The sequence below is a fragment of the Uliginosibacterium paludis genome, from assembly GCF_039631355.1.
Classification (GTDB): domain Bacteria; phylum Pseudomonadota; class Gammaproteobacteria; order Burkholderiales; family Rhodocyclaceae; genus Uliginosibacterium; species Uliginosibacterium paludis.
On record NZ_JBDIVF010000001.1, the window covers coordinates 961,753 to 983,591 of the forward strand.

22 protein-coding genes are annotated in these 21,839 nt (G+C 66.1%); 20 read left to right on the top strand and 2 right to left on the bottom strand.

The features are described 5' to 3' along the window. Positions 1-28: 28 nt before the first annotated feature. The 10 genes from ABDB87_RS04660 (at position 29) to ABDB87_RS04705 (ending at position 11,428) form a co-directional block, all read left to right on the top strand. Complete coding sequence (locus ABDB87_RS04660) at positions 29-424, top strand: PTS sugar transporter subunit IIA (protein WP_345924502.1); 396 nt, start codon at positions 29-31, stop codon at positions 422-424. A 1-nt stretch (position 425) separates the two neighbouring features. Next, a complete protein-coding gene (locus ABDB87_RS04665; RefSeq protein WP_345924504.1) occupies positions 426-695 on the top strand; it encodes an HPr family phosphocarrier protein in 270 nt (89 codons plus the stop codon). Positions 696-703: 8 nt separating this feature from the next. Further along, entirely contained in the window at positions 704-2,425 is a 1,722-nt protein-coding gene (gene ptsP / locus ABDB87_RS04670; RefSeq protein WP_345924506.1) for a phosphoenolpyruvate--protein phosphotransferase, read from the top strand. Positions 2,426-2,595: 170 nt separating this feature from the next. Continuing rightward, positions 2,596-3,729 carry a homoserine O-succinyltransferase MetX gene (gene metX / locus ABDB87_RS04675; RefSeq protein ID WP_345924508.1) on the top strand — a complete coding sequence of 378 codons (1,134 nt, stop codon included), beginning with the start codon at positions 2,596-2,598 and terminating at the stop codon, positions 3,727-3,729. Between the two features lies 1 nt (position 3,730). After that, positions 3,731-4,330, top strand: coding sequence for a methionine biosynthesis protein MetW (metW, locus tag ABDB87_RS04680; RefSeq protein WP_345924510.1), 600 nt, complete (start codon positions 3,731-3,733; stop codon positions 4,328-4,330). Between the two features lie 173 nt (positions 4,331-4,503). After that, entirely contained in the window at positions 4,504-8,058 is a 3,555-nt protein-coding gene (locus ABDB87_RS04685) for a pectinesterase family protein (RefSeq protein ID WP_345924512.1), read from the top strand. A gap of 151 nt (positions 8,059-8,209) precedes the next feature. Next, a complete protein-coding gene (locus tag ABDB87_RS04690; protein ID WP_345924514.1) occupies positions 8,210-8,959 on the top strand; it encodes an anaerobic ribonucleoside-triphosphate reductase activating protein in 750 nt (249 codons plus the stop codon). Positions 8,960-8,969: 10 nt separating this feature from the next. Further along, positions 8,970-10,286: an AmpG family muropeptide MFS transporter gene (locus tag ABDB87_RS04695; RefSeq protein WP_345924516.1), complete on the top strand. Its 1,317-nt coding sequence runs from the start codon at positions 8,970-8,972 to the stop codon at positions 10,284-10,286. Continuing rightward, the gene (locus ABDB87_RS04700; protein ID WP_345924518.1) at positions 10,283-10,999 is read left to right on the top strand and encodes a uracil-DNA glycosylase family protein; all 717 of its coding nucleotides are present in this window, start codon (positions 10,283-10,285) and stop codon (positions 10,997-10,999) included. Before ABDB87_RS04695 ends, ABDB87_RS04700 begins: the two co-directional genes overlap by 4 nt. A 60-nt stretch (positions 11,000-11,059) precedes the next feature. Continuing rightward, complete coding sequence (locus ABDB87_RS04705) at positions 11,060-11,428, top strand: MliC family protein (RefSeq protein WP_345924519.1); 369 nt, start codon at positions 11,060-11,062, stop codon at positions 11,426-11,428. A gap of 73 nt (positions 11,429-11,501) precedes the next feature. Here ABDB87_RS04705 and ABDB87_RS04710 read toward each other — a convergent pair whose 3' ends face one another. Together ABDB87_RS04710 and ABDB87_RS04715 are read right to left on the bottom strand one after the other, a co-directional pair. After that, positions 11,502-12,311: a hypothetical protein gene (locus tag ABDB87_RS04710; protein ID WP_345924521.1), complete on the bottom strand. Its 810-nt coding sequence runs from the start codon at positions 12,309-12,311 to the stop codon at positions 11,502-11,504. Between the two features lie 203 nt (positions 12,312-12,514). Beyond that, complete coding sequence (locus tag ABDB87_RS04715; protein WP_345924523.1) at positions 12,515-13,081, bottom strand: hypoxanthine-guanine phosphoribosyltransferase; 567 nt, start codon at positions 13,079-13,081, stop codon at positions 12,515-12,517. A gap of 119 nt (positions 13,082-13,200) precedes the next feature. On the opposite strand from ABDB87_RS04715, the gene ABDB87_RS04720 reads away from it, so the two are divergent. Genes ABDB87_RS04720 through ABDB87_RS04765 form a run of 10 tightly spaced genes read left to right on the top strand, consistent with a single transcriptional unit; the run spans position 13,201 to position 21,789 of the window. Next, complete coding sequence (locus tag ABDB87_RS04720) at positions 13,201-13,485, top strand: phosphopantetheine-binding protein (RefSeq protein ID WP_345924525.1); 285 nt, start codon at positions 13,201-13,203, stop codon at positions 13,483-13,485. 4 nt (positions 13,486-13,489) lie between these two features. Further along, the gene (locus ABDB87_RS04725) at positions 13,490-14,137 is read left to right on the top strand and encodes a COG4648 family protein (protein ID WP_345924527.1); all 648 of its coding nucleotides are present in this window, start codon (positions 13,490-13,492) and stop codon (positions 14,135-14,137) included. Next, a complete protein-coding gene (locus ABDB87_RS04730; RefSeq protein WP_345924529.1) occupies positions 14,112-15,491 on the top strand; it encodes an AMP-binding protein in 1,380 nt (459 codons plus the stop codon). Before ABDB87_RS04725 ends, ABDB87_RS04730 begins: the two co-directional genes overlap by 26 nt. Continuing rightward, positions 15,478-15,774, top strand: a complete 297-nt coding sequence (locus ABDB87_RS04735; protein WP_345924531.1) for an ApeI family dehydratase — start codon at positions 15,478-15,480, stop codon at positions 15,772-15,774. Before ABDB87_RS04730 ends, ABDB87_RS04735 begins: the two co-directional genes overlap by 14 nt. Next, the gene (locus ABDB87_RS04740; RefSeq protein WP_345924534.1) at positions 15,771-16,715 is read left to right on the top strand and encodes a lysophospholipid acyltransferase family protein; all 945 of its coding nucleotides are present in this window, start codon (positions 15,771-15,773) and stop codon (positions 16,713-16,715) included. Before ABDB87_RS04735 ends, ABDB87_RS04740 begins: the two co-directional genes overlap by 4 nt. Next, positions 16,684-17,286, top strand: coding sequence for a LolA-related protein (locus ABDB87_RS04745; RefSeq protein WP_345924536.1), 603 nt, complete (start codon positions 16,684-16,686; stop codon positions 17,284-17,286). The genes ABDB87_RS04740 and ABDB87_RS04745 overlap by 32 nt, the downstream gene beginning before the upstream one ends. Beyond that, positions 17,283-19,628 carry an MMPL family transporter gene (locus ABDB87_RS04750; protein WP_345924538.1) on the top strand — a complete coding sequence of 782 codons (2,346 nt, stop codon included), beginning with the start codon at positions 17,283-17,285 and terminating at the stop codon, positions 19,626-19,628. Before ABDB87_RS04745 ends, ABDB87_RS04750 begins: the two co-directional genes overlap by 4 nt. Beyond that, positions 19,612-20,274 (top strand): alpha/beta hydrolase, encoded by a 663-nt coding sequence (locus ABDB87_RS04755; RefSeq protein ID WP_345924540.1) that lies wholly within the window; start codon positions 19,612-19,614, stop codon positions 20,272-20,274. Before ABDB87_RS04750 ends, ABDB87_RS04755 begins: the two co-directional genes overlap by 17 nt. Beyond that, a complete protein-coding gene (locus ABDB87_RS04760; protein ID WP_345924542.1) occupies positions 20,271-21,074 on the top strand; it encodes a polysaccharide deacetylase family protein in 804 nt (267 codons plus the stop codon). Before ABDB87_RS04755 ends, ABDB87_RS04760 begins: the two co-directional genes overlap by 4 nt. Next, the gene (locus ABDB87_RS04765; protein ID WP_345924544.1) at positions 21,064-21,789 is read left to right on the top strand and encodes a class I SAM-dependent methyltransferase; all 726 of its coding nucleotides are present in this window, start codon (positions 21,064-21,066) and stop codon (positions 21,787-21,789) included. Before ABDB87_RS04760 ends, ABDB87_RS04765 begins: the two co-directional genes overlap by 11 nt. Positions 21,790-21,839 lie beyond the last annotated feature (50 nt).

Here is a 21,839-nt window from a genome sequence, read left to right on the forward strand (position 1 = left end):
GCCTGACCACGCCCCCTCGCCCGCCCCCATGATCGGCATCCTGCTCATCACTCACGGCACCCTTGGTGAATCACTGATCCAGTGTGCATGCCATGTGGTGAACAAGCGTCCCTTGCGCATCGTGCAGATCGGCGTGGCCGCCCAGGACGATCCGCAGGACGTCCTCCTCGAAGCCAGACGCCAGCTCGAAGTGCTCGACAGCGGTCAAGGTGTGCTGATCCTGACCGATATCTTCGGAGCGACCCCCAGCAATATCGCCATGAAGCTGCGCGACCCGGGCAAGGTGGAAGTCGTTGCCGGGGTGAATGTCAGCATGCTGCTTCGCGTATTGACCTACCGGGAAAAGAACGATATTGACACAGTAGTGCAGAAGGCCATCACGGGCGCCTGTGATGGAGTCATCCACATCAAAGGGAGTATCTGAAATGCCGACAGCGATTGCCGAAATCGCCAACCGTCTTGGCCTGCATGCACGGCCCTCTGCCAAGCTGACCCAGCTGGCGACCCAGTTCCGTTCGGAAGTCTGGCTCGAACGTGATGGTCGTCGCGTTAACGCCAAGAGCATCATGGGAGTCATGATGCTGGCCGCTTCACACGGCACGAAACTGACCATCGAAACCGAAGGTGAGGACGCGGAAGCTGCGCTCGATGCCATCGTCGAGCTCATCAACAGCCGTTTCGGCGAGCGCGAATAGGCCCGCCAATGCCTTTCATCATCCACGGGTTGCCGGTTTCGCAAGGCATTGCCATCGGCACTGCGCACCTGATTTCGCACGCACTGCTTGAAGTCGATCACCTGCTGATCGCACCCCGGCATGTGGAGCCGGAAGTCGCCCGTCTTGAAGACGCGGCCGCGAAGGTCCGCTTCGAGCTGCGCGCGCTGAAAGAGACCTCCACGACAGCCCAGTCGGAGGTGTCGGCATTTGTAGATCTGCACACCCTGCTGCTGGATGACCCGATGCTGGTGGCCAATGCCATCCGACTGATCCGGGAGCGTCGCTGCAACGCGGAATGGGCCCTGGTGCAGCAGATGGAAGCCATCGTCGACGACTTCGACAGCATCGAAGACCCTTACCTGCGCGAGCGCAAGGCGGACGTGATCCAGGTGGTCGAGCGTCTGCTCAAGGCCCTGCTGGGCCACCCGAGCCATGTTACCGCCCGGCGCGGCAAGGACGGGCTCGAAACCATCGTCGTGGCCCACGATCTTTCGCCGGCCGACACGATCCACTTCAAGGACAGCCAGATCGCCGGCTTCGTGACCGATGTCGGCGGCGCTACTTCGCATACCGCGATCGTCGCTCGCAGCCTGGGCATTCCGGCCGTCGTCGGTCTGCGCCACATCCGGCACATCACCCGGGATGGCGATGTCATCATCATCGACGGCACGCGCGGCGTGGTGATCATCGATCCGGACGAACGGGTGCTGGAGGAGTACCGCCTCAAGCGCAGCGCCCTGGAGCTCGAGCGCAACAAGCTCAAGCGCCTCAAGGCCAATCGCGCCGCCACCATGGATGGCGTCGAGATCGCATTGCAGGCCAACATCGAACTGCCCCGCGACATTCCGGCCGTCAAGGACGTATATGCCGACGGCATCGGCCTGTTCCGCACCGAATTCCTGTTCATGAACCGGGACACCCTGCCGAACGAGGAAGAGCAGTTCGAAGCCTACAAGACGGTTGCGCGTGCGATGGCGGGCAAGCCGGTCACGATCCGGACGCTCGACATCGGCGCCGACAAGACGCTGGCCACCGGCGGGCCGCGGGCCGAAACCAATCCTGCGCTGGGCCTGCGTGCCATCCGCTTCTGTCTGGCCGAACCACAGATGTTCCAGACCCAGCTGCGTGCGCTCCTGCGCGCTTCCGCTCACGGCAAGATCAAGATCCTGATCCCGATGCTGGCGCACGCGCATGAAGTGGATGCGGCACTCAACGCGATCGAGTACGCGAAAAACCAGTTGCGGGCAGAAAAGATCCGCTTCGACGAAGACATCAAGATCGGCGGAATGATCGAGATTCCGGCGGCCGCGCTGGCACTCGGACTCTTCGTCCGCCGGCTCGACTTCCTCTCGATCGGGACCAACGACCTCATCCAGTACACCCTCGCCATCGACCGTACGGACGAAGCCGTCGCCCATCTCTACGATCCGCTGCACCCCGCGATCCTCAGGCTGATCGCCGTCACCATCCAGGCAGGCGCCAAGGCCGGCATCCCGGTCTCGGTCTGCGGCGAAATGGCGGGCGACAAGCAGTTCACCAAACTGCTGCTGGGCATGGGCCTGCGCCAGTTCTCGATGCATCCGGCCCAGATCCTGCAGATCAAGCAGGACATCCTGCTTTCTGACACCACCGAACTGGGCGTCAAGGTCGGCAAGATCCTGCGTCTGGACGAGCCGGACAAGATCCGCGAAGCGGTGGCAAAGCTCTGAGCCGCCCGGCAGCGCCCTGCTGCCGGCAGCCCGGGTTTGACTTTCACCGCCTCGACGAGTACTTTTGCTGCATTGCGCCGATTTGAGTTCAGCTTGCGGGCGCGTAACAAATACGGCTAAAGCGGATGGGCAAACCCGATCGCGCTTGAGCCGATCGGGTTTTTGCATTCATGAGCACAGAAAACCAGGGCAGTGTCGGCATCGTCAGCGCACAGACCGCGCATTTCAGCGAGCCGCTTCCGCTGCGCGCCGGTGGCAGCCTGCCGGCCTACGATCTCGTCTATGAAACCTACGGCACGCTGAACGCGGACCGATCCAACGCGGTGCTGGTCTGCCACGCACTGTCGGGCTCGCATCACGTGGCCGGTCTTTACGAAGGCAAGCCGAAGAGCGCCGGCTGGTGGGACAACCTCGTCGGCCCAGGCAAGCCGCTGGACACCGACAAGTTCTTCGTCATCGGAGTGAACAACCTCGGCGGCTGCTTTGGCAGCACCGGGCCGATGAGCCTCAATCCCGCCACTGGCAAGCCCTGGGGCGCGGCCTTTCCCTTTGTAACCGTGGAAGACTGGGTCGACAGCCATGCCCGTCTGATGGATCGCCTTGGGATCCAGCAACTCGCAGCGGTACTGGGTGGCAGCCTCGGCGGCATGCAGGCACTGGCCTGGACGCTGCGCTATCCCGAGCGCGTCAGGCACGGCATGGTGATCGCGGCAGCGCCCAAGCTCTCGACCGAAAACATCGCCTTCAACGAAGTGGCGCGCCAGGCCATCCTGACCGATCCGGAATTCCACGGCGGCAACTTCTACGAGCGGGGCGTGGTGCCCGTCCGCGGCCTGCGTCTGGCCCGGATGATCGGCCACATCACCTATCTGTCGGATGACGCGATGAACGACAAGTTCGGCCGCAAGTTGCGTCATGACACGCCGCAGTATCACTTCGACGTGGAATTCGAGATCGAATCCTACCTGCGCTACCAGGGCGACAAGTTCGCCGGGTTCTTCGACGCCAACACCTATCTGCTCACGACCAAGGCGCTCGACTACTTCGACCCTGCCTGGGAATACGGAGGCGATCTGGAGGCGGCACTGGCACGCGCCAGTGCGGACTTCTTCGTCGCCTCCTTCAGCACCGACTGGCGCTTCTCGCCCAAGCGCTCGCAGGAACTGGTGTTCGCGCTGCTCCACAACGGCCGCCGGGTGAGCTATGCGGAAATCGACAGCGAAGCCGGCCACGACTCCTTCCTGCTCGACAACCCGCAGTATCACGCGGCCATGCGTGCCTATTTCAAGAACATCGAGGTGTGAGATGACGACTATCGAAAACAGACAGCGTTTCGACTTCGAGGTCATCGCACGCTGGGTCAGCGAAGGCAGCCGCGTGCTGGATCTCGGCTGTGATGACGGCAGCCTCATCCGGCATCTCGAACGCACCCGCCATACCCGCGGCTATGGCATCGAGTCCGACACCGACCGTGTCGTCGCCAGCCTCGCCAACGGAATCAACGTACTGCAGATGAACCTCGAGCAGGGCCTGTCAGGCTTCAAGGACGGCGAATTCGACTATGTGATCATGAGCCTCTCGCTGCAGGCCGTGCGCAACACCGAAGGCATCCTTGCCGAAATGCTGCGCGTGGGCCGTGAAGCGGTGGTGAGCTTCCCGAATTTCGGCTACTGGCGGCACCGGGTCTCGATCAACGAAGGCCGCATGCCGGTGTCCGACAGCCTGCCCTACCAGTGGTACAACACGCCGAACGTGCGCTTCTTCACGATGGCGGACTTCGAGCAGCTCTGCGAAATGCGCGGCATCCGCGTGCTGGAGCGCGCCGCATTCGATGAAGACCGCGAAGTGGAACTGGAACCCAACAACTACGCCAGCCTCGCGCTCTACCGGCTCGGTCGCGCGTAAAAGCAGGAAAAAACTCACCAGTCGGCGCAACAACTTGTTGTCGCCCGGTAACAACATGTCATTTTTCACCAGCCAGCCTGGTGATATAAGAGCTCCTCAAGTGCGGCCATGCCATCCGGGCATGACAAAAACAAGCCAGCACTCCGGCCCTGCCGGAAAAATGAGGAGACAAGATGTTTGCATCACACAAGGCGTCGCGCCTGCGCGACATGGCCTCGCTCGCGTTCGTCATCAGCGCGCTGGTGACAGGTTGCGGCGGTGGCGGCACCGGCAGCAACGAGTCCGCCAGCGGCAGCAGCGGCTCGGCTTCAAGCGGATCCAGCACAAGCACCAGCAGCGATGGCTCGGGAGGCAGCGCAAGCTCGGCGAGCAGCGCCACGTCCTCCACAGGCAATCTGAGCGTGCAGACGGCGGTCTCCGGCTGGGCCTCGATGGATGGCGGCACCACGGGCGGCGCCGGCGCCCCGGCGAGCAACATCTATGTCGTTCATAACCGCGCAGAGTTGCTCAACGCACTGGCCAACAAGAACAGCCCGAATTATTCGGATGCCAGCGCAAGCAGCCTCGGCCTGGCAGCGCCTGCGGCAAAAGAGCCGAAGATCATCTACATCGTCGGCACGGTCTGGGGCACCGACCTCGGCAACGGCAAGTTCGCCGACGAGGCCTATTACAAGTCCACCAACACCACCGCAGCGAAGTGGGACTTCAACCTCTACCTGCAAAGCCTCGACACAGCCTGGGCTGCCGATCTCGCTGCCAAGGTCGCCGCGGGTGACGCCGACGCGATCGCCACCAATACCAAGGTCAAAGCGCTGTCTTCCGCGCGCAGCACCCTGGCTCGCATCCAGAAGGCTCAGATCCAGTTCCAGATCCCGTCGAATACCACGATCATGGGCGTAGGCAGCGATGCCAAGCTGATCGACGGCTATTTCTCGGTCAACGGAGGTACCTCCAAGGACCAAGGCAGCAACATCATTGTGCGCAATCTGGAATTGCAGGCACCGCAGGATCTGACCACCCAGTACGACACCAAGAAGCAGGAATGGAATGCGGCCTACAAGGCCTTCGGTGTCGTCACCGGCAAGCACCTGTGGATCGATCACTGCACGTTCAGCGACGGCGCCCACCCCGACTCGGCTGAAGTGAAGACCATCAACGGCTACACGCTGGAAGTGATGCGCCACGACGGTCTGCTCGACATCGAAGACAGCTCGGACTACATCACCGTCTCCTACTCGATCTTCAAGAACCACGACAAGACCAACATGGTTGGCGGTTCGGGCGACCAGAACTACGCCAAGGAACGCGACTACAACCACCTCACCTTCAGCCACAACATCTGGCAGGACTCCGTGCAGCGCGCACCGCGCGTCCGCTTTGCCAAGGCGCACGTGTACAACAACTACTACACGGGCGACACGGACAAGGCCAGCTACGCCACCAGCTATTACATCGGCATGGGCGCGGAATCGAAGATCCTGTCTGAATCCAACGTCTTCGACCTGACGGGCTCCAAGGCCACAGTCAGCCAGGTGATCTCCAACCTGAATGGCTACCAGTTCAAGGACAACGGTTCCTGGTTCAACGGCGCCCCCGCCTCCGCCGCTCTGGAAGCGGCCGCCAAGGCCGCACTCGAAGCCCGCTGGACCTCGGCGGTTGCGGCACAGGCAGGCAGCTCCGGCGGTTTCACGCTCGCCGCCTACACCAATGAACTGGGCTGGACCCCGACCTACGGCTACACCCTTGGCAGTTCGGCAGCACAGGTGCGCGAACACAACCTGGCCAATGCCGGCGCCGGCAAGCTGATCGTCGCTCCGGCAGCAATGGCCATCCGCCCGCAGCTCACCGACAGCGCCGCCACCAGCTACACCGTCGCCAAGGCACTCGCCGGCTCCGACGCCTGGGCACCGCAGCTGGCCAACGCTGATCAGCCCAATGTGGGCCGCATCAACCTGACCGGGGTTACGCCGAACTACGTCGTCGCCCAGGATGGCACGGGCGGCTACACGACGATCCAGGCTGCGCTGAACGCGGCGTCCAACGACACCTCGGGCGCTGCGCGGCTGTACATCCAGGTCAAGGCCGGCACCTACAACGAGCAGCTGATCGTGGCCCACGCCACCACGCCGATCACGCTGTACTCGACGGAAAGTGACGCGTCGAAAGTCGTGGTCAGCACCGCGCTGTATCAGAACAGCGTCGCGGCGGACTACACCGCCATGAACGGGGCCACCTTCGCCACCTCGGTATATGCCACCAGCACCAACAGCACGATCAAGACCGACTACAACGCCTGCTACCGCGCCGCCGCGGTGGGCAAGCAGTGCTCGACCGCGATCCGCATCCACAACGATGGCTTCAACGCAGTCAACCTGACCTTCCAGAACACCTGGGGCGACACGGATGCCAAGGGCAACAACCAGGCGCTGGCAGCGATGGTCGACAAGGCAGACAAGGTGGTGTTCGACGGCGTGCGCCTGATCTCCAATCAGGACACCCTGTACCTGAACAACACCGGCAAGCGCACCTACTTCACCGGTGGCGAAATCACCGGCGACGTAGACTTCATCTTCGGCTCCGGCACCGCCGTCTTCGAAGGCGCAAACATCCGCTACACCGGCACCCGCAAGCCCAGCGGCGGCTACAACGCAGCACCTTCCACACCGACAGCACAGGCCTACGGCTTCATCTTCAGCCGCTGCGTGTTCAGTGCAGATGCCGCCACCACCGACAACAGCGTCTTCCTGGCCCGCCAGTGGGATACCGACAGCAGCACCGTCGGCAAGATGATCGTGCGCGACTCGATCATCGGCAAGCACATTGCCACCACCAGCGGCCCGTGGAACGCCACCACGGTGAACAGTGCGGCCACGGTGTATGGCACGAGCAGCGAAGCCTACCTGGCTGAATACGGCAACTGGGACGAAGCCGCGAAGGCCAGCTCCAGCACCAGCAGCAGCGCCGCCAGCAGTGCTGCCGCCTCCTCTGCCGCAGCGTCGAGCAGCTCCAGCGCCGCCGCATCCAGCAGCGCCGCCAGCTCGTCGGCAGGCGCTTCGTCCTCCGCCGCGGCATCGTCTGCCCCCGGCACCAACACGACGATTGCCGGCTCCGGCACACTGACCACCGCCTACGCATCCGGCGCGCTGAGCGTTCCGGTCAGCACCAGCTATGACAGCGTCAATGGCACCTATACGCTCGTTTCGGCGGGTCTCATGGGTACCAACGTCGTGCTGAGCGACAGCATGCAGTTCGCGTACAAGCAGGTGACCGGGGACTTCACCCTGATCGCCAGCCTGACCTCGCTGGAAATGCCGGCTGCGCTGACCAATACTTCCACGATTCGCGCAGGCGTGATGGTCCGCAACGACCTGACCGACAACAGCCGCTTCTACGGCGAGCTGATGCGCGGTTCAGGCAAGGTCTACTGGGAGCAGCGTCTTGCAGATGGTGGTGCCGTGTCCTCCTCCACGGTCACCAACACCACGATTACGCTGCCGCTGAGCACGCCCATCATGATGAAGCTGCGCCGTGTAAACCAGGCTATCTACGTCAGCTACTCCGTCGACAGCGGCGTGACTTTCAGCGCCGAGAAGACACAGGACTTCTCCACCGCAACAGGCGCCACCCAGCTGGGCTCGACGGTGTACGTGGGCCTGGTCGGCGTCTCGGGCAACACGGGGATCACCGACACCAGCGTGTTCAACGGAGTGAGCATCACCACCCCTTGAGCTCGAACACGCCAGGCGCTCACAGGCCAAGCCCGCTCTCCTGACGGAGGGCGGGCTTTTTTTGTTCACCTCGTCTGGCGCCCCAGTGCAGCAGCCCCGGCACGTTTCAGATCAAGTCCTCCGGCCGCGCAGCACCTTACAATCGCGCCCCATGCCGACTCACGACGAAGCGCATGCCGCCTGGCAGGCGCGCCTGCTCACCGCCTCTTTCGATCCCGATGCCTGCCACGACTGGCCGGGCCGGCGCTGTGCAACGATCTATCTGCTCGGCTGCCCCTGGCGCTGCGTTTATTGCCACAACCCGCGGCTGCAGACACGTCGTCGCCAGAGCGGCGGCCCGGACTGGGGACAGATCAGCCGCGAACTGGAAAGCCTGCGCGGCGAAATCAGCGGCGTGGTGTTTTCAGGCGGCGAGCCCACCGCAGACGCGGCGCTGCCGGAAGCACTGGCAGCCGTGCGGGCGATGGGTTTTCCGGTCGGACTGCACACCTCGGGCGCCTATCCCGAGCGCCTTGAGCGCGTCCTGCCCCTGCTCGACTGGATCGGATTCGATCTGAAAGCCGACTATGAGGGCTACGAAGCGGTGACTGCCACGCCGGGCAGTGCCGCCCGCGCGACCCGCAGCGCCCGGCTCGTCGTCGCCAGCGGCGTGACGCACGAGTTCCGCCTGACCTGGCATCACGAGGCCCTGAACGAAGACTCGGCCCGTCTCGCCGCCCATTTTGCGCACCACCTCGGCGCCCGGCACTTCGTGCTGCAAACCTTCCGCCGTGAGGGCGTCGACAACCCGGCGCTCGCTGCGGCCTCCGAGCCGCCGGCAAGCCTGATCCGGGAGTGCGCGGGCCTGTTCGGCGATGCCTTTACGCTGCGACGCGAGATCTGCGGCCTCGCCGGCGCATGAGCGGCCCGCCATGGGCGATAATCGCACCACGCCTTTCCGGACACCGCCCGTGACCTCTTCCCGCCCTGCCTGGCTCGAAGTCCTGCTCAACCGCAGGATGCTGATCTGCATCGTGACCGGTTTTTCCTCGGGCCTGCCGCTCTACCTGCTGCTGAACCTGCTGCCGGCCTGGCTCAAGACCGAGGGTCTGAGCCTGAAACTGATCGGCGCCTTTGCGCTGATCCAGTTCCCCTACACCTGGAAATTCCTCTGGTCGCCCCTGCTGGACCGCTATGCCTTGCCGCTGCTGGGACGCCGCCGCGGCTGGATGCTGCTCACCCAGTTGCTGCTGGTGGCAGCCATCGCGGCGCTTGGGCAACTCTCGCCCAGGGAGCAGGTCGGGCTGATCGTCGCACTCACCGCGGGCGTCGCGTTTCTGTCGGCCACCCAGGACATCGTGCTGGACGCCTTCCGCCGCGAGCTGCTGCCCGAGATCGAGCTGGGCCTGGGCAACGCGATCCATGTGAATGCCTACCGCGTGGCCGGGCTGATCCCGGGCTCACTCTCGCTGATCCTGGCCGACCACCTGCCCTGGACGCAGGTTTTCCTCATCACCGCGATGTTCATGCTGCCGGGCGCGGCGATGAGCCTGATGGTGGGCGAGCCGAAAGCCTCCGGCGCTGCCCCGCGCACCCTGCGCCAGGCGGTTGTCGAGCCCTTCCATGAGTTTTTCACGCGTCAGGGCGTACGCGGCGCGCTGCTGATCCTCGTCTTCATCCTCGCCTACAAGCTGGGCGATTCGCTGTGCACCGCGCTGGCCACGCCCTTCTACCTCGACATGGGCTTCAGTAAGAGCGAGATCGGCGTGATCGCCAAGAACGCCGGCCTGTGGCCGGGCGTCATTGGCGGCATCCTCGGCGGCATCTGGATGGTGAAGCTTGGCATCAACCGCGCGCTGTGGGCCTTCGGTGTCGTGCAGTGGGTCACCATTCTCGGATTCGTGGGCCTCGCCTGGCTGGGCACGGCCGAGTCGGACGCCACCCGGCTGGCCGTCCTCGCCGGCGTGATCGGCGCTGAAGCGCTCGGCATGGGGCTGGGCACCACTGCGTTCGTCGCCTGGATGGCGCGCACCACCCACCCGGCCTACACCGCCACCCAGCTCGCCCTCTTCACCAGCCTGATGGCCATTCCGCGCACCTTCATCAATGCCTCGGCCGGCTGGCTGGTGGGCTACTTCGGCTGGTTCAACTTCTTCTGGCTCTGCTTCTTCCTCGCCATTCCGGGCATGCTGCTGCTCTTCAAGGTGGCGCCGTGGAACGAACCCTCTGCAATCAAGGATCCCTCATGAGTTCCACTGCCCTCATCACCGCGGCCCGCGCGCTTTCTGCCGCGGTGGCGCCGATGCGCTTTGGCGCACCGATCACTCACGTGTACAACCCGCTGGACTACGCCTGGGCGCCGCATGAGGAATACCTGCGCAGATTCGGAGAAGGCCGGAAAAAGGTGATTTTCGTCGGCATGAATCCCGGGCCTTTCGGCATGGTGCAGATCGGCGTGCCCTTCGGCGAGATCGCCGCCGCGCGGGACTGGATGGGGCTGTCCGCGCCGGTAGAGAAGCCAGCCAGCGAAACCGCTGCGCGGCCGATCGAGGGCTGGGACTGTGCGCGCTCTGAGGTGTCGGGACGGCGGCTGTGGGGCCTGTTTGCCGAGCGCTTCGGCACGGCTGACGCGTTTTTCGCCGAGCATCTGGTCGCCAACTACTGCCCGCTGGCCTTTTTCGAGGGCAAGCGCAATGTCACGCCCGACAAGCTGCCGGCCGCCGAACAGGCTCCGCTGCTGGCGGCCTGCGACACACACCTTCGCAGTCTGGTGGAAACGACCGGTGCAGAATGGGTCATCGGTATCGGCGCCTGGTCGGAAGTCCGCGCGCGTGAAGCCTGTGCCGGCATGCCGCTGAAATTCGGCCGCGTGCTGCATCCAAGCCCGGCCAGCCCGGCAGCCAATCGTGGCTGGTCCGAAGCGGCCACCAGACAACTGGTCGCACTGGGACTCTGGCGCTGAGCCTGCGCGCCGCATGTCCGAGTCGCGACCCGCAAGCTGTGCGACGACAAGGAGATGCGGATGAAACCCATGCTTTTCCCGGGTCTGATGCTGGGCGGCCTGCTGGCCCTCCAGACCGTTCAGGCCCGCACGCCCGACACCGTTCAGTGGGAATCCGGCAAGGCGAGCTATGCCTGTGCAGACGGCAGGACACTGGAGGCGGCCTTCCTGAATCAGACCGCGGGGGAGAGCTTCGCTTCGATCAGCTGGCAGGGCGAGCCGGTGCTGATGTATCGCGCGAAGTCGGGCTCGGGCGTGCGCTATGTGGACGTCGACGAGCAGCGCGGTCTGCGTTTCTACACGAAGGGCAAGGAAGCCTGGCTGGCCTTCATGGCGGCGGACGACGCCGCGAAGGAGCGGGTGCTGCTGCGCGACTGTCGCCGACTATAGGTGTGCATCTCCCGCCCTGACAAACAGAAACGCCGGCAGAAGCCGGCGTTTCTGCATCGTGCCCGGGCCTGCGTCAGAACGCGTAGCCGGCGCCCATGTACCAGGACTTGAGACGGGTTTCCGAATCCGGCTCGTACATGCCGCTTTCCACCGGCGACTGTCCGTAGCTGAAGCGGTTTTCCTGATAGCCCGCATTGACGCGGAACTGCTCATTCACCCGGTAATCCAGCCCGATGCCCCAGGAAGTGACCGGCTTGGACTTGAGCCTGAAGGTCGTGTCATGTTCGTACTCCATCCGTGCGCGGATCATCTTGCCGCGGCTCGCCCAGGCGGACGCCACCAGACGGTCGGTCAGCGCCAGCTGGCCCAGCAGCCCCACGGACAAGGCATGGTGGTCATAGACCTCCTTGTAGCCCGCATCGTCTTCGCCGGCGAGATCGCGCTCCCACTGGTGATAGTCGTAGGCAGCAAACGGCGTCAGCTGCACGCGGCTGCCGAGGCCGAAAGCCTTGCCCAGACGAATGCCGACATCGCTGTTGGTGACACGCGTCCGTGCCTGATAGGGAGTGGTGCTGCCATCGGCATACATCAGCGCGCCGTCATAATTCGTGCGGCCCTTGCCGTAGCCGAAGACGCCCTGGAAGTAGACCTCACGCACGCCGGCAAAGTCCCCCTGCAGGGTGTAGACGATGCGGGCCTGGTTGATCCGGCCGTTCTCGGAATTGAACCAGTTGCCGTCAGCGGTTTCGGTGTAGGAGATTTTCTCCTTGCCGACGCTCAGGCTGATCTGGTTGTTGGCGCCCTTGACGCCTTCCGCGGCAAACGCGCCGCCCGCAAGCCCGAGCAGGGCGAGGGACAGGACTGCTCCCGAACAATACGACATGCGTGCTCCAATTATTCTGGTCTGGTTGAGGGAAACTGCGAGCGGACCGGCTCCCGGCGGTCCGGGCCGACAGTTTATCCATGCGTCATTGTCCGTAAAGCTGACGCCGATCATGCTTTCTGCATGCTGCACGACGGACTTTCGCCGCAGCCCCATGAAAAACGCCGGCGCAGGCCGGCGTCAGAAAGCAGTAACGGCAGCGCTCAGTGGCCCTTGAGGGCGTAGATGCCGGGCGCATTGCGCCAGTAGCCCTTGTAGTCCATGCCGCAACCGAAGAGGAAGCGGTCGGCCACGTCGAGCCCGCTGAAGTCAGCCCGCATGCCGGGGAAAGCCTTGCGCTCGTGATCCTTGTGGACCAGCACGGCGGAAAAGACTTCGGTCGCGCCCTCGTTCTTCATGTGCTCGAGAATGGCCTGGAGCGTCCAGCCCTCGTCCAGGATGTCGTCGAGCACCAGCACCGTGCGGCCGCGCAGGTCCTGAGTCGGGCGCACCCGCCAGTCGAGCAGCGTGCCATTGAGTGCGTGACCGTAGCGCGAGGCATGGAGGTAGGCCACTTCGAGCGGGAAATTCAGCTTGGGCAGCAGGCGGCCAGCCAGCACCAGTCCGCCGTTCATGACCGTGAACACCAGCGGATCGCTCTCGGCCAGCTTCGCGGTGATCGCGGCAGCCATGGTATCGAGTGCGGCCTCCACCTGATCGTTGTTCACGAGGCAGTCTGCCTCGGCCATGGCCTGTCTGGCGTCTGCCAGGTTCTCCTTGCGCTTGTCCATCCCGAAACCCCCAAAAACCGCGATTCTAGCCAGATGTTCGGGTTTGCTGCTGATCTGGCTCAGGGCGCCCGATGCTATTGGCTATAATCCCGCGATTGAACTTCACGTGGTTTTACATCATGACCCAGTCACCAGCCGCCGCTGACCCCGCACTCGAACAGGAAGTCGCGGCAATGATCGTCGAAGCACTCAACCTGGACGTGGCCGCCAGCTCGATCGAAGCCGAAGCGCCACTGTTCGGGGATGAAGGCCTGGGGCTGGACTCGATCGACATCCTGGAAGTCGCCCTGGTGATTTCAAAGCGCTACGGCTTCCAGCTGAAGGCCGACAGCGACGACAACTTCCGCATCTTCTCCTCGCTGCGCAGTCTCGCCGCCCACATCGCCGCCCACCGCACGAAGTAAATCCATGAGTGGCAAGCAGTTCCTGCGCCTGGCCCTGCTGGCCCCCTTCGGGCTGGCCTACCTGTGGCTAGGCCATCAGGCGTCTACCTCCAGTGATCCCTCCCTGGCCTCCCTGCTGATCGGGCTCGCACCGCTGGCCTTCAGCGCCTTCGTACTCGCCCTGCAGGCCCGCTCGGTCTGGCTGCTGGGGCTGTGCGTCGGCAGCCTGGCGCTGATCTTCACGCATCTGGGCTTCCTGCGGGCCAATGCGCCCTGGGTGTATTTCGTCCAGCATGCCGGCATGCATGCGCTGCTCGGGCTGATGTTCGGTCGCACGCTGGGTGGCGCACATGCCGACGCGCTCTGCTCGAAGGTGTCGCAAGTGGTCTTCGGGCGCGAGCAGCTCGACGAGGCCTATTACCTCTACACCTGGCGCGTCACCGTGGCCTGGACGGTCTATTTCGCCCTCACCACCCTGCTGTCGATCCTGCTGTTCTGGCTGGCACCGCTCGAGATCTGGTCGGTGTACGCCAACCTGCTGACCCCCTTCATCATCGGTGCGATCTTCGTCATCGAGTTCGCGATCCGCCTGCGCGTGCTGCCGCGAGACCGGCATGCCAGCATCGCCCAGACCATCCGTGCCTACCGTGAGTACTCCCAGCGTCGCCCCTGAAACGGCCCAGCGCAGCCTTCCGCTGCTTCCCGAAGCGGCAGCCGACAGCCTTGCCGCCATGCTCGGTGACGAGCCCGTCAGCCGAGCACGCCTGATGCGTGAAGTGCTTGCGCTCGCCGCACGCCTGCCGGAAGGCCGCCCCTTGCTGAACCTCTGCAGCAGCCGCTACCAGTTCGCCCTGGGCCTGCTGGCCGGGATCTGCCGGGGCAACCTGAGCCTGCTGCCCAACTCGCTGGCCGAAGGCAATATCGCTGCGCTGCGCGAGCGTCACCCCGACCTGCTCTGCCTGAGTGACCAGGGCAGCATGCCCTTCGACCTGCCGGGGCTGCATGTGCCGGCGCGTGACCCGGGCGGACCGACGCCGGAAATGCCGCTGATTCCCGATGACCGTCTGGTCGCCTGCGTCTTCACTTCCGGCTCCACTGGCCAGCCGCAGGCCCACCTCAAGCGCTTCGGCAAACTCGTGCGCAACGTGCACTCGCAGGCCGACTGCCTGCGTGCCCTCACCGGCCCCGGCTTCTCGGTGCTGGGCACGGTGCCTTTCCAGCACATGTACGGCCTCGAATCCACCGTACTGTTGCCGCTCTTCGGCGGTGGCGTGCTGGCCGCCGCCAAGCCCTTTTTCCCCGGCGATGTCGCCGACACCCTGGCCCGCTTGCCGGTGCCGCGCGTGCTGGTCACAACGCCGTATCACCTGCGCAACCTGCTCGAATCCGGCACGCCGGTCGCCCCGCTGGCCTGCGTGATGTCGGCCACCGCGCCGCTGGCGGTCGAACTCGCCCGGCAGGCAGAATCGAGCCTCGGTGCGCCGCTGATGGAGATCTACGGCTCGACCGAAACCGGCCAGATCGCCACCCGCCGCCCCACCGGGGGTGACGCCTGGACCCTGCATGAAGGCATCCGCCTGCATCAGGGCGCGGAAGATCTCTCGCAGGTCGAGGGCGGCCATGTCGAGCAGCCGCAAACACTGGGCGACATCGTCGAGAAGCTCGACGAGCGCCGCTTCCGTCTGGTCGGCCGCCATGCCGACATGATCAACATCGCCGGCAAGCGCTCCTCCATCGCCTTCCTGAACCACATCCTGCTGGCCATCGAGGGCGTGCGCGACGGCGCCTTCTGCCTGCCCCGCGAAGGTGAAGCCGCACGCCTGGCGGCCTTCGTCGTGGCGCCCGGCCTGCGCGCGGCGGAGATCACCGCCGCCCTGCGCCCTCATGTGGACGCCGCCTTCCTGCCGCGCCCCATCGTTTTCCTCGACCGCCTGCCGCGCAACGCCACCGGCAAGATCATGGCGGCCGACATGCAGGCGCTGATTGCCCGCCACATTCCCGCCAGCGATCACGATGCCAAGGCTTGAACTCCCGATCGCGGCAAACCACCCTGCACTGGCCGGACATTTCCCCGGCCGTCCGGTCGTGCCTGGCGTGCTGCTGCTGGACCAGGCCCAGCTGCTCATCGAAGCGCATTGCGGGCAGCCCTGCTGCGGCCTGGCGATGGCCAAGTTCAGCAGCCCCGCCACGCCGGCAGACGCGCTGACGCTCGACTTCACGCCGACGGACGAAACCGTGCGCTTCGAGATCCGCGCCGGCGAACGTCTGGTCGCCAGCGGCCGCTTCCGGCTCGGCCGCATCGCCGCATGAACGAGCGCGACCAGCCCCGCGCGCCCGCCTGGATGCAGCGCGAGGAGCGCGGCAGCCTGTTCTGGCTGCGCTTCATGCAGCAGCTCTCACTGCTGATCGGGCGGCGTCTCTCGCGGCCCATCGTCTGGTTCATCGCGCTCTACTTCCTGCTTGCCGCCCGCGCGCCCCGCCGCGCGATGCGCGCCTACCTGCCGCGCGTGCTGGGGCGCCCCGCCAACTGGCTGGACCTCTACCGACAGGTGCTGAGCTTCTCGACCATCATTCACGACCGCACCTTCCTCGTCGCCGGCCGCTTCGGCGCCTTCGACATCCGCAGCCAGGGCGTGGAAGCCATGCATGCGGAGCAGGCCCGGCTGGGCGGCATGATCCTCGCCGGCGCGCATCTGGGCAGCTTTGAGGCGATCCGTTGCCTATCGCACCGCTTCCCGGCGATGCGGGTCTGCATGGCGATGTATCCGGACAACTCGCAGCAGCTCAACGCCGCCCTGCTCAAGCTCAATCCGGACGCCTTCGCCGACATGATCCCGCTGGGCCGGCTCGATTCGATGCTGATCGCCCACCAGCGCCTGCAGGATGGCGCCACGGTAGGTTTGCTGGCCGACCGCGCCAGCGGCGACGACACCATGCAGCGCGTCGACTTCCTCGGCAGCCCGGCCGACTTCCCGACCGGCCCCTTCCGCATGGCCGCCCTGCTGCGCCAGCCAGTGCAATTCATGGCCGGTCTCTATCTCGGCGGCGGGCGTTATGACATCGTGTTCGAGCCGCTGGCCGACTTCAGCGAGGTCGGCCCGGCGCGTCGTGACACCGCCGTGCGTGACGCCATCACCCGCTATGCCGCCGTGCTGGAGCGCCTGTGCCGCGCGCATCCGTACAACTGGTTCAATTTCTTCGATTTCTGGGAGTCTGCCCGTGAAAACCCGTCCTCTTCGCCCCGTTCGTGACGGGCTGCGCCTCGTTGCCGGCGCCCTGCTCTGCAGTGCCGGCCTGCTCGCGCAGGCGGCCGAATGGACGCCCGCCGTGCTGCTCGAGCAGCTTGCGAAGCAGAAATCCGCACAGGGCACCTTCGTCGAGAAGAAATACATCGCGCTGCTCGACAAGCCGGCGGAATCCTCCGGCACGCTCTCCTTCACCGCGCCCGACAAGCTGGAGAAACGCACACTCAAGCCCAAGCCCGAACTGATGAAGCTCGACGGCAACCAGCTCTACATCGAGCAGGCCGGCAAGGCGCCGATGAGCATCGCGCTGGGCAGCTATCCCGAAGTCGCCGCCTTCGTCGACAGCATCCGCGCCACGCTCGCCGGGGACCGCAAGGCACTGGAAGACAACTTCCGCCTCGCCCTCAACGGCAGCGCGGCGCAATGGAAGCTGATCCTCTCGCCACGCTATTCGCGCATGAGCGACGTGATCAGCCGCGTCGAGATCAGCGGCAGCCAGGCCGAGGTGCAGAAGGTGGCTTTCGAGCTGCCTGACGGCGACCGCAGCGAAATGCTCATCAGCCGCAGCAAGCCGTGAGCCCGCGATTTGCCCGGCTGCGGCCGCTCCTGATCTGGCTTGCCGCGCTCGCCGGCTGCGTGCTGGTGATCGTCCATACCCGCTTCGTCGCCGATCTCTCCGCCTTCATGCCGCGCACGCCGGACGCCCGCCAGCAGATGCTGATCGAGCAACTGCGCGACGGCATCATCGCCCGCCTGGTGATGGTCGGCATCGAGGGCGGCGACGCGGCCAGCCGCGCGGCCCTCTCGCGCGGGCTCGCCGCACAGCTGCGCGCGGACCCGGCCTTCCTGGGCGTGCAGAACGGTGAAGCGCAGATCGAAGCACTCGACCGCGCCTGGTATTTCGACAACCGCTACCTGCTGAGCCCGGCCGTCACGCCCGGGCACTTCAGCAGCCAGGGCCTGCACGAAGCCATCGGCCGCTCGATCGAGAATCTCTCCGGCAATGCCGGCATCCTGCTGCGCAAGGTGCTGCCGCGCGACCCGACCGGTGAAAGTCTCGCGCTGATCGAGCAGTTCGCCGGCAGCAGCCAGCCGCATGAGGTGGAAGGCGTGTGGGCCTCGCGCGACGGCAGCCGCGCCCTGCTGCTGGTCCAGACCCGGGCAGACGGCTCCGACACCGACGCCCAGGCAGCACTGCTCGACACGATCCGCAGCCGCTTCGCCGCACTGCCCGGCCAGAGTGCGGACAGCCGGCTCGTGATGAGCGGCACGGCGGTGTTCTCAGTCGCCTCGCGCGAACGCATCCAGGGTGACATCCACCGCCTCGCGGCGATCAGCACGCTGCTGGTGGTCCTGCTGCTGCTCTCGGTCTATCGCTCGCTGCGCCTGCTCCTCACCGGCCTCTTGCCGGTGCTCTCGGGCATCGTGGCCGGCATCGCGACGGTGAGCCTCGTCTTCGGCAACATCCACGGCCTCACCCTGGCCTTCGGCAGCACGCTGATCGGCGAAGCGGTGGATTACGCAATCTACTTCTTCATCCAGCGCGCCGCCGGCATCGACGCCCGAAGCTTCTGGCGCACGATGTGGCTGGGCGTCGCCAGCTCGCTGGCCGGTTTCACCGTGCTGCTCTGCTCCGGCTTTCCCGGGCTGGCGCAGCTGGGCGTGTATTCGATGGCCGGGCTGGTCGCCGCCGCGCTCACCGGCCGCCATGTGCTGCCGGCACTGACCCCCGAAACGCTGCGTCTGGCGGACCTCTCCGGCCTCGCCACGCGGCTCGACCGGCTGATCGACGCGGCGCGCCGGCTGCGGCCCGCGCTGATCGCGCTGGTCATCGCAGCCGCTGCCTGGGTGGCCTGGCATGGCGACGCGCTGTGGAACCGCAAGCTCAATGCGCTCAGCACCGTCACCCAGGCCGAGCAGGCGCTCGATGCGAGCATGCGCGGCGACCTCGGCGCGCCCGACATGCGCTACATCGCCGCGCTGACCGCGCCAGACAGCGAGCAGGCCCTGCAGGCCGCCGAAGCGGTGGGCAAGGTGTTGCAGCAGGAAGTCCGCGCCGGCCGGCTCGGCAGCTTCACCTCGCCGGCAGCCATCCTGCCCAGCCTGCGCACCCAGCAGACACGCCAGGCCGCACTGCCGGACGAAGCCACGCTGCGCGCGCGCCTGGCCGAGGCGCTGGCGGATCAGCCCTTGCGACCCGAGCGTCTGGAAGGCTTCATCGCCGACGTGGCCCGCGCCCGTCAGCAGCCTGCGCTCAAGCGCAGCGATCTGACCGGCAGTGCCAGCGCGCTGGCGGTCGACTCGCTGCTGGTGCAGCGCGCGCATGACGTGCTGGTACTGATGCCGCTGCGCGCGCCGGCCGGCCAGGAAGAACTCGACACCCGCGCACTGGAAGCCGGCCTCGCCGCTGCCGGCCTGAAAAATGTGGCGGTGCTGGACATCCTGGACGAATCCACCCGGCTCTTTTCCGGCTACCTCAACGAGGCGCGCCTGCTGGTGGGCGGCGGCATGCTGGTGATCTTCCTGCTGCTGGTCGTGGCGCTGCGCTCGCTGCCCCGCGCCCTGCGCGCCGTGGCCCCGCTGGCCTGTGCGGTGGTGCTGGTCACCGCCGGCCTGCTCGCCAGCGGCACCAGCCTGACCATCCTGCATCTGATCGGCCTGCTGCTGGTGGTAGCGATCGGGCGCAACTACACCCTCTTCTTCGATGCCGGCAGCCACACCGGCACCGCCCGCCAGCGCGAGCAGGTGCAGGTTTCCATCGTGGTCGCCAACCTCACCGCGGTCGGCAGTTTCGGCGCGCTCGCCTTCTCGAAGGTGCCGGTGCTCGCCTATCTGGGCTGCACAGTCGGCCCCGGCGCCCTGCTGGCCTTCATCGCCGCCGCCATCCTCTCGCGCAAGCACGATGCTGACACTCACTGATCACCTTGCACCGCGCCCCTCGCGGCTCGTGGTGCTGCTGCCGCCCGCGCAGACCACGCCGCAGGACTATCTCGACCAGGGATTCGTCGCCGCCGTGCGCGAGCGCGGCATCGCTGCGGACATCTGGATTCCGGCGCTGGATCACTCCCATGTGATGGCCGGCGAAGTCGTCGAGCAGCTCGACCGCCATGTGCTCGGCCCGGCGCAGGTCGCGGGCTACCGCGAAATCTGGCTGGCCGGCATCTCGCTGGGTGCGTTCAACGCGCTGCTCTGCGCGGCCTCGCGCGAGGCTCAACTTGCCGGCCTGTGCCTGATGGCGCCCTACCCCGGCACCGGCGACATCCTCGCCGAAATCAGCGCGGCCGGCGGGCCGATGGCCTGGGCCGCCACGCCGGCGTCGGAAGCCGGCCATGAGCGGGTGTTCTGGCGCTGGCTCGCCACCCGCGCGCCCGACAATGCGCTGCCGGTCTGGTTCGGCAGCGGCAGCGAGGACCGCTTCATCCGCAAGCAGATGATGCTGGCGCAACTCCTGCCGGCCGATGCGGTCTACCTGACGCCGGGTGGCCATGACTGGCCGGTCTGGCAGGTACTCTGGCAACACTGGCTGGATCATGGCCCGCTGGCCGGGCTGCGGACACTCGCTTGAAGAACTGGCAACCCACGCCCTTCCTGAAATGCTCGCTCGCGCTGCACCTGGCGCTCCTGCTCGCCTGGCTGCTGCAGCCGGCGAGCTGGCCGCTGCTGCTGGCGATCTTCCTGCTCGATCATCTGGTGATCGCGCTGGCTGGCCTGTGGCCGCGCAGCCGCCTGCTGGGCGAGAACCTGGTGCGCCTGCCCGCTGCCGCCGCGGCGCGGGGCGAAGTCGCCATCACCATCGACGACGGACCCGATCCGGTCGTGACGCCACAAGTGCTCAGGATCCTTGCAGCACATGGCGCGAAGGCCAGCTTCTTCTGCATCGGCGAGCGGGCGGCCGCGCATCCCGAACTCGTGCAGGCCATCGTCGCGGCCGGCCACGCGGTGGAAAACCACGGCCAGCGGCATCGCAACGCGCTGGCCTTCTCGGGCTTCGCGGGCTGGCGGCGCGAGCTGGCCGACGCCCAGCACACGCTCACCGCGCTCGCAGGCTCACCGCCACGCTTCTACCGGGCGCTTGCCGGCATTCGCAATCCCTTTCTCGACCCGGTGCTGCAGTCGCTGGGCCTGCGCCTGGCCAGCTGGACGCGGCGCGGCTTCGACACCCGCAACGCCAGCGCGAGCGATGTGCTGGCGCGGCTGAGCCGGGATCTCGCCGCCGGAAACATCCTGCTGCTGCATGACGGCCATGCGGCCCGCGATGCCGGCGGCGAGCCGGTCATCCTCGCCGTGCTGCCCGAACTGCTGACCCTCCTTGCCCGACACGGACTCCGACCGGTCACCCTGCGCGACGCCTGCCATGAATCCTGACTTCCGCCGCACGCTGCGGGACCACGCCACCCGCGCCTACCGCCAGACCGGCCCTTTCAACTACCGCTGGGCGCGCGGCAAGCTGGGGCAGGACGCGATCTTCCCCGCGCTGATCGAGCATGGCGTATTCCACGATCACGCCCGGGTGCTGGATCTGGGCTGCGGCCGCGGCCTGCTGGCCGCCTGGCTGCTCGCCGCCGAGCAGCTGGCGGAGGCCGGACAGTGGCCCGGCCATCTGCCACCGCCGCCGCGCAAGCTGCGCTTCCGGGGTTTCGAGCTGATGGGGCGCGAAGCCGAGGTCGGCAACCGCGCGCTGCAGCCGCACTTTCCCGGCCGCGTCGAATTCGCGGGCGGCGACATGTGCCAGGTCCCGTTGGAAGACGTGGATGCGGTCGCCATCCTGGACGTGCTGCATTACGTGGATTACGCCGCGCAGGAAGCGCTGCTCGATCGCATCCGCGCTGCGCTGCCCCCCGGTGGCGTGTTCATTACCCGGGTCGGCAATGCCGCGGCCGGCTGGCGCTTCCGTTTCAGTCAGCTGGTGGATCGCTGCATGGCCGGCGTGCAGGGGCACCGTCATCCGCCCACCTGGTGCCGCCCGCTGGAAGACTGGCAGGCGCAGCTCGGCAAGCGCGGTTTCTGCGTCAGTGCGTCGCCGATGAGCCACGGAACACTCTTCGCCAACGTGATGCTGGTCGCCCGGGTGCCGGCCTGAGGGCCTGCCTCGGTTAGAATCCACGGTTGCCTCCGCGGCTTCCCCGCCGC

Excerpts from the sequence above, each read along its gene's own strand:
- metW (WP_345924510.1), top strand. The coding sequence starts at position 3,731 with ATGACGACTATCGAAAACAGACAGCGTTTCGACTTCGAGGTCATCGCA.
- ABDB87_RS04720 (WP_345924525.1), top strand. The coding sequence starts at position 13,201 with ATGACCCAGTCACCAGCCGCCGCTGACCCCGCACTCGAACAGGAAGTC.
- ABDB87_RS04695 (WP_345924516.1), top strand. The coding sequence starts at position 8,970 with ATGGGCGATAATCGCACCACGCCTTTCCGGACACCGCCCGTGACCTCT.
- ABDB87_RS04725 (WP_345924527.1), top strand. The coding sequence starts at position 13,490 with ATGAGTGGCAAGCAGTTCCTGCGCCTGGCCCTGCTGGCCCCCTTCGGG.
- ABDB87_RS04735 (WP_345924531.1), top strand. The coding sequence starts at position 15,478 with ATGCCAAGGCTTGAACTCCCGATCGCGGCAAACCACCCTGCACTGGCC.
- ABDB87_RS04715 (WP_345924523.1), bottom strand. The coding sequence starts at position 13,081 with ATGGACAAGCGCAAGGAGAACCTGGCAGACGCCAGACAGGCCATGGCC.
- ABDB87_RS04755 (WP_345924540.1), top strand. The coding sequence starts at position 19,612 with ATGCTGACACTCACTGATCACCTTGCACCGCGCCCCTCGCGGCTCGTG.
- metX (WP_345924508.1), top strand. The coding sequence starts at position 2,596 with ATGAGCACAGAAAACCAGGGCAGTGTCGGCATCGTCAGCGCACAGACC.
- ABDB87_RS04660 (WP_345924502.1), top strand. The coding sequence starts at position 29 with ATGATCGGCATCCTGCTCATCACTCACGGCACCCTTGGTGAATCACTG.
- ABDB87_RS04700 (WP_345924518.1), top strand. The coding sequence starts at position 10,283 with ATGAGTTCCACTGCCCTCATCACCGCGGCCCGCGCGCTTTCTGCCGCG.
- ABDB87_RS04740 (WP_345924534.1), top strand. The coding sequence starts at position 15,771 with ATGAACGAGCGCGACCAGCCCCGCGCGCCCGCCTGGATGCAGCGCGAG.
- ABDB87_RS04685 (WP_345924512.1), top strand. The coding sequence starts at position 4,504 with ATGTTTGCATCACACAAGGCGTCGCGCCTGCGCGACATGGCCTCGCTC.
- ABDB87_RS04765 (WP_345924544.1), top strand. The coding sequence starts at position 21,064 with ATGAATCCTGACTTCCGCCGCACGCTGCGGGACCACGCCACCCGCGCC.
- ABDB87_RS04710 (WP_345924521.1), bottom strand. The coding sequence starts at position 12,311 with ATGTCGTATTGTTCGGGAGCAGTCCTGTCCCTCGCCCTGCTCGGGCTT.
- ABDB87_RS04705 (WP_345924519.1), top strand. The coding sequence starts at position 11,060 with ATGAAACCCATGCTTTTCCCGGGTCTGATGCTGGGCGGCCTGCTGGCC.
- ABDB87_RS04665 (WP_345924504.1), top strand. The coding sequence starts at position 426 with ATGCCGACAGCGATTGCCGAAATCGCCAACCGTCTTGGCCTGCATGCA.
- ptsP (WP_345924506.1), top strand. The coding sequence starts at position 704 with ATGCCTTTCATCATCCACGGGTTGCCGGTTTCGCAAGGCATTGCCATC.
- ABDB87_RS04690 (WP_345924514.1), top strand. The coding sequence starts at position 8,210 with ATGCCGACTCACGACGAAGCGCATGCCGCCTGGCAGGCGCGCCTGCTC.